At 72.5% G+C, this 6,301-nt stretch carries 4 protein-coding genes; all 4 read right to left on the bottom strand.

Annotation, left to right across the window (positions count from 1 at the left end):
• A partial coding sequence (gene tagF / locus APY03_RS37585; RefSeq protein ID WP_198161372.1) for a type VI secretion system-associated protein TagF occupies positions 1 to 471 on the bottom strand: 471 nt, incomplete at its 3' end.
• On the bottom strand, positions 465 to 3,788 hold the full coding sequence (gene tssM, locus APY03_RS37580) for a type VI secretion system membrane subunit TssM (RefSeq protein ID WP_068685568.1): 3,324 nt from the start codon (positions 3,786 to 3,788) through the stop codon (positions 465 to 467). The genes tagF and tssM, both read right to left, overlap by 7 nt.
• Positions 3,785 to 4,921, bottom strand: coding sequence for a DotU/TssL family secretion system protein (locus APY03_RS37575; protein ID WP_068685567.1), 1,137 nt, complete (start codon positions 4,919 to 4,921; stop codon positions 3,785 to 3,787). The genes tssM and APY03_RS37575 overlap by 4 nt, the downstream gene beginning before the upstream one ends.
• The gene (gene tssJ / locus APY03_RS37570; protein ID WP_083944871.1) at positions 4,909 to 6,150 is read right to left on the bottom strand and encodes a type VI secretion system lipoprotein TssJ; all 1,242 of its coding nucleotides are present in this window, start codon (positions 6,148 to 6,150) and stop codon (positions 4,909 to 4,911) included. The genes APY03_RS37575 and tssJ overlap by 13 nt, the downstream gene beginning before the upstream one ends.
• Between the last annotated feature and the right edge of the window lie 151 nt (positions 6,151 to 6,301).

Raw genomic sequence — 6,301 nt, 5'->3', positions numbered from 1 at the left:
CGGCCACCACAGGCTGGCCGGCTGCGGCGGCCACGCCTCGGCGGGCTGGAATTCCTGCCCTGCACGCGGCGGCAGGGCGGCGATCGCCGCCTCGAGCGCTTCGGGTCCTTCCGCTGCCGCGCCGAGCAGCGATGCGAGCCGCTCGGCGCTTTCGGCCGGCGACACCGGCTCGGTCAAGCGTTCAGCCAGCGTCAGCGGAAACGCACGCCCCACGCGATCGTGCGAAGGCACGACGATGCCGCACCAGATTTCGCCAGGGGCCGGCAGCGCCAGGTAGCGCCACGGCGCGAAGGCGCAAAGCCGTTCGCGCAGCGCAGCGCCGTCCAGCGCCGTGGCGGCGAGGGCCAGGCCCCGCTGCAGCCAGCCGTCCCAGTCGCTGCGCCAGCGCGGCGGCAGGCCGCGGCCTACGAAGTCGCCCCGCGCGGGCAGCTTGCCGTACCAGCACACGCGACGCGAGGGCAGCTTCACCATGTGGCTTGCGGGCAGCGGAACCGTGCCAGCTCCCGGAGGGTCCATATGTCGGCATCGGTGGCGCCGGCTGCGCTCGCCTCCACGTCGAGGGTGCGGGTGTCGACCGCCAGGGCCAGGCGCGCCGGCGAACCCGGCTCGCCTTTCCATTCGCTGCGCAGCAGCACCCGAAGCCAGGCGAACGCTCCTTCGTGGACTTCGGCACCGACACCGGTGGGGCCCGGCGGCAGGATGCGCATCAGCACCTTCTGGGTCGAAGCCGGCCCCGGCCAGACCAGTTCCTTCGCGCGCGGTGGGCCGTTCTCGAAGCGCAGCAGCTGGCCATCGACATCGACGCTGAACTGCAGCAGCTCGGTGTCCATGCGCTGCGGCGTGAGGCGCAGCTTGAGCTCGGGCATCGGCGCCCCTCCGGGGAAGAACAGCGCGCCGATCGCCGCCGCCTGCTCCATCGCGCCCGGCACGCCCGCATTGCCGGATGCGCTGCGGGCTTTCCACGGCCGGCTCGACGTGTCGACGCGCTCGCTCAACTGGTTGCGGCGGAACTCGTCGAACAGCCCACCGGGTCCGAAGAGGCGCGCGAAGTCGGACGGTGCCATGTCGCGCAGCGCGGCGGGGCCGAACGGGAAGCGTTCGCGCGTCAAGGCGCTGCAGGTCTGCGCGAGTTCGGCCAGCGCCGCATCGAAACCCCGCTTGGCGCCGCCGTGCGAGCGCATCAAGGTCCCGAGGCCGCCGTACACCTTGCGAAGCGCGGCCGGCGCGCGGGCAGTCTCGGCGCGCAAGGTCGCATCGAGCTCGGCGTTGGCAGCCTCGTCGCGCCGGGCGGTGGCCAGGGCGTGAAAGCGGTCGAGGGCTTGCGGCCCGGCGCCTGCAGCGTAGTCGCCGAGGGCGCCGAAACGCGCCCGCAACGCGCCATCGAAAGCGCCCTCGGCTGCGCTGGCGCCCTGGGGCGTCGCGCTGAATTCGTCGGCCAGGCGCGTGAGGAGGCGGCGCAGCGGCGAATCGGGCGCCGTGAGCGCCGAAGCCTGGCGCGAGGCGCCTTCCGCGTCTGTGGCTGGCGCCAACGCGAGGGCGTCGAGCTGGCGCGACCAGGCCGCGATCACACGCTGGGCGTGGCGCTTGCCGACCTGCGTGGCGATCTCGTCGCGCCAGGCGGGGTCTTTCTGCAGGCGCCGTACTTCGCCCGCGCTATCGCCGAGCACCCAGTCGGCCTCGTTCGCGAGCTCGTCGAGCATCGCATCGAGCGCCGGCACGAGCTTGCGCCGCCACTCGCCGGCGCTCGAATGTTCAGGCATCGGCCCGGCGCTCGACGCCGCGAACACCAGCGCGCCGGCCGAGCCGAGGCGCGTGGGCAGGTCCTGCGGCGGCTCGGGGTCGGCGATGCGCCGCAGCAGGCGCTCGTGCACGCGCTGCGCCAGCGGCACTGCCGCGAGGGCGCTTCGCGCCGCGCGAACGCCGGCATCGTCGGCGCGCATCGCCTCGGGCAGCCCGCTGCGTTCGAGAAGGGTCCCGACATGGCGCGCCCATTCGGCGCGTTCTGCGGCGCCGCCTGCCTGTGCCAGCGTCTGCTCGGCCCAGGGCCTCAACTCGCCGCGCACCAGCCGCGCAGGGCTGGCCAGCATCAATGACGCGCGCAACGCTTCGTAGCGCGTCGCGCTGTCCTCGGCCTCGCGCAGGTCGCGGCGCAATCGTTCGACGAGCAACGGCGCCAGGCTGCGATCGAGCATCTCGCGGTAGGCCTGTTCCGCCGAGCGGGCCAGCCGCGGCCCCTGGAACAGCCCGAATCCGAAGCCTGCGGGTGCAACGTTCGGATCGATGCCATCGTTCGCGGCCAGGCGCTCGAGCAGCGAGTAGAGCGGCAGCACCTGCTCGAGAGTGGCCGATTCCAGCGAGCCGATGCGCTGGGTCAACTGCTCGACGCGCGTGCGAACGCTGTCGACATAGTCGAGATTGCGCCGGTAGCTTTGCCACCACAGGGCCGAGGCGGCAAGCAGCGCAGCGCCGGCAAACCCCGCCCCGAACATGGCGGCGCGCCGGCGCCAACGCATGCGCTGCAGCCGCTGGCCTGCCAACGGCGCTTCGGCGATCACCAGTTGCTTCAGCAACGAATGCAGGAAGAAGGACTTGCCGCCGGCATCGGGCCGCACCAGCGGCTTCAGCGCCAGGCCGTGACTGCGTGCGAGTTCGCCGATCACCCGGTCGATCGGGTTGCCCTCCTGGGTGCCGCTCGTCAGCGCGATCGCGCGCAGGCGCTGCGCCGGTTCGGCGGCAATGCCGGCGAAGGCCTTGCGCACGAACTTCTCGAGGGGTGCGAGCAGGGCGTCGAACTGCGCCGCAAAGGCGTAGATCGGCAGGCGGCGCTGCGGCGTGTGTTCCTGCTGCAGCAGCTCGCGGCTGCGCCGCGCCAGGCGGTGCGCGAGGTCCGACAGGCGCGGCCCGAGATCGGCCGGGATGCCGGGCGCGTCGGCGTCGAGCACCAGGCCCCAGAGCTGCTCGCGTTGCGCAGCGTCGAGGTCGCCGAAGGTTTCGACAAAGCCGGCCAGCAGGTCGGCCTTGGTCACCAGCAGGTAGACCGGGAACGCGAGGTCGAGCTCGCGTCGCAGTTCTTCCAGCCGCGCCGCGACTGCTGTCGCCTGGCGCGCGAGTTCAGCGCCGCCGTGCAGCAGGTCGGGCACGCTGACGCTGACGATCACGCCATTGATCGGCTGCACCGGCCGGTGCCGGCGCAGCAGCGCGAGGAACTGCTGCCATTCGCTTGCGTCGGCCGCGGCGTCGCTGTCCTGGGTCGTGTAGCGGCCCGCCGTGTCGATGAACACGGCGTCCTGGCTGAACCACCAGTCGCATTGACGCGTGCCCCCGGTGCCCGCCAGCGGGTCGCGCCCGAGCCGTTCGGCGAGCGGAAAGCGCAGGCCCGAATGCAGCAGCGCCGTGGTCTTGCCACCCCCCGGCGCGCCGATGATCAGGTACCACGGCATCTGCTGTATCTGCCGCCGCCCTTGCCACCAGCGCTGGGGGCCCTTCGCCTCGATGCCCTGGCGCAGCATCGCGAGCGCCTGCCGGAAGCGCTGGCTCAGCTCGGGCCCGGCATCGCCGGCTTCCAGGCCCTTCAGCAGGCGCTCGTTGCGCCGCCGGGCCATCAGCAGGCGCAGTGCGCGCAGGCCGAGCAGCAGGAGCGCCGCCAGCGCCAGCAAGGCGACTCGCGCACGCGCGTCATCGAAAGGGTGCCAGGTGCCGAAGGCAAGCAACGGTGCCGCGAACCACAGCAGGACACCTGCCGCGCCGAAGTTCACGGCGCCTTGCGCGAAGCGGGTCGAAGGCTTCATTCGGGGAACAGGACGATCTCGACGCGGCGCAACGGCTTGCTGCCCGATGCGTCGACGCGGGCCTCGACCGCCAGCCGCGCATCGTCGAGCTGTGGCCGCAGGACATCGGCGGCGCCGCGCGCCCATTCCATCGCCTGGTGCCAGGCCGAGGGCGTCCGCGCCGTCGGGGGATCGCTGCCATCGGTGTAACCGACGACGACGACCTTGCCCGGCAGTTTCGCCAACGCTGCGCCGAGGCGCGCCAAGGGGGCGGCGGCGTCGCCCAGCGCGTCGGCATCGAGCACGGCAACGCTGCGCAGCGCCTCGTCGCGAACCGACAAGCGGCCGGCCTCGATGTCGTCGCGCAGCTTCGAGGCCAGCCGCGGCGGCGCCTGCGCCGCGGCCACTGCGGGCGCTGCAGCGGCGGCGCCGGCCGGCACGATTTTCTGCAAGGACGCCAGCACGCCGTCGACGCGCGCCGCAAGCTGCAGCTGGCTGGCGCTGTAGATGCCCAGGGCCAGCACGCCCAGCAGCAGGACCGCCGGCAGCGCCACTCGCGGCGCGCGAGGCGGGCTGGCCGCTGCCGCAGCGCATTGCCAAGGCGCCACCAGCGCCGGCACCGGCGCCACCTGTTGCAGCGCGAGGTGCACGCGCGAGCGCAGGGCTTCGTGGTCGCGCTCCCCGAGCGCGCTGCGCGCGCGCAGCCCGAGACTCAGGCAGGTGTGGAAGAGCTCGAGCAGCGCGCGGTGCTCGCGCGGCTTCTCCGCCAGCCGCGCCAGCAGGCGCAGCAGCTTGTCGCCGCCCTGGGCCTCGCCGTGGAAGCAACGCAGCAGCCCGGCGCCTTCCCCGCCCCAGGGCGCCGCGTCGAACTGCTCGTCGCCCCAGGCGCACAGCACGTAGCTCGCGGCCGCGATGTCGGACTCGGCGACGCCCGCGGCGCGCGCATCCGCCTCGAAACGGTTCACCGCCTCGGCCAGCGTGCGGCGCAACGCGGCCGGGTCTGCGGGCGTCGCATCGCGCAAGCCGGCCATCAATGCGACCAGCGGCAGCGCATGGGCGCGCAGCGCGCGCGCTGAGGCCGGCTCGTCGGCATCCTCCGGCTGGCCGGAAAGCGGCGGTGCGGAGGCGGCGACCGGCCGCTTCACTTGGCCCATCCCAGCTGCAACTGGCGCGCCTGCGCGTCGACGCGCACGCGTTCCAGCGTCCCGACGGGCAAGGGCAGGATGGCACGCCACTGCGAGCGCTCGATCTCCCGGAACGCGCCGAAAACGGCAAGGGCACGCGCATCGCCGCTGAGCTCCAGGGCCAGTTCGCGCGCTTCGCCGGGGCGCAGGTACAGGCTCTCGCGCACCAGCACGTTCGAGCCGAGGGTCGCCTCGTCGTCGTCGTAGAGGCTGTCGAAGCTCGCCTTCTCGAATCCGCTCGCATCGCGCAGGACATAGACCCGCAGCGCCAGCGAGGCCGACGCGTTGCGCGCATCGGTGTTCAGGCTGCGCTGCGCCTGCACCAGCAGCTGCAGATTGCGCTTGGCGCTGGCCAGTGCCGGCGCCGCCCCGGGGTTGAACATGAAGTTCACGACCATCGAGGTGTTGACCCAGGGGATCTGGCGCTGGGCGGTGTCGCGCAGTACCTTGACGCGGACCGCCTTCATCATTTCCTCGACTTCGACGCCGACGGAGCGCAGCTCGGTGGCAAGGTGCTTCGTGTAGACGCTGTTGCCGCCGATCGGGCCGTCCTCCGCGACCCCGCCGGGGGCTGCGGAGAAAGCGATGAGCGCACCCGGCGCGGCCATCTCGGCCAGGCCGTTGGCGTTGCGCGATCGCCCGCGCGCCGCGAAGGGGTCGTTGCGGCAGGCGTCGATGATGAAGATGCGGGCGCGCGGACGCACCCGGTCGACGTGCGCGAGCAGCGCCTCTTGCAGGTCGATCGCCTCGTCGCGCACCTCGGCCTCGTCGCGCAGCGCGATGTCGACCGGCAGCAGGTAGTTGCGCCCTCCGATCTGCACGCCATGGCCGGCGTAGTAGAAGACCGATGCCACCTGGTCGTCGTCCATGCGGCGCGCGAACTCCCGCAGCACGCGCTTGAAGTCGCGGGCCTTGAGGTTGAGGTGCTCGCCGACTTCGAAGTCGAGGGAGCGCAGGGTTTGCGCGACGAGGCGGGCGTCGTGCTCGGGGTTGTTCAGCGGGATTTCGGGGTAGCGGCCGTTGCCGATCACGAGTGCGACTCGGCGCTGTCTGGAGGCTTCGACCTTGGGTTGGGGCTGGGGCTGGGGCTGGCCGGGGCAGGTTGCGCTCCACAGCGCGAGAGGGAGGGCGAGGCAGGCGAGGAGGGGGCGGCGGGTTACTCCGATGGGCTCTTCGAGCTTGACATCAGGGCGGGTCATGATGGTCTTGCTCCCTCTGCCTTCTGTCTTGCTTCCTCCGCCCCGGCCTCCGGGGGAGGGTTGGGGTGGGGGCGCTTTGGGTTCTGTTTGTATGGTGCGCTTGGGTTGAGTCCGGAGCCGGGAGTTCGCCCCGGCGGGCGAGTCACTTTCT

It is taken from the genome of Variovorax sp. WDL1, from assembly GCF_001541225.1.
Lineage (GTDB): Bacteria > Pseudomonadota > Gammaproteobacteria > Burkholderiales > Burkholderiaceae_C > Variovorax.
This window is presented reverse-complemented; position numbering and strand designations above follow the sequence as displayed.

Coding starts and splice junctions, on each gene's coding strand:
- tssM (WP_068685568.1), bottom strand. CDS start 3,788: ATGAAGCCTTCGACCCGCTTCGCGCAAGGCGCCGTGAACTTCGGCGCG.
- APY03_RS37575 (WP_068685567.1), bottom strand. CDS start 4,921: ATGGGCCAAGTGAAGCGGCCGGTCGCCGCCTCCGCACCGCCGCTTTCC.
- tssJ (WP_083944871.1), bottom strand. CDS start 6,150: ATGACCCGCCCTGATGTCAAGCTCGAAGAGCCCATCGGAGTAACCCGC.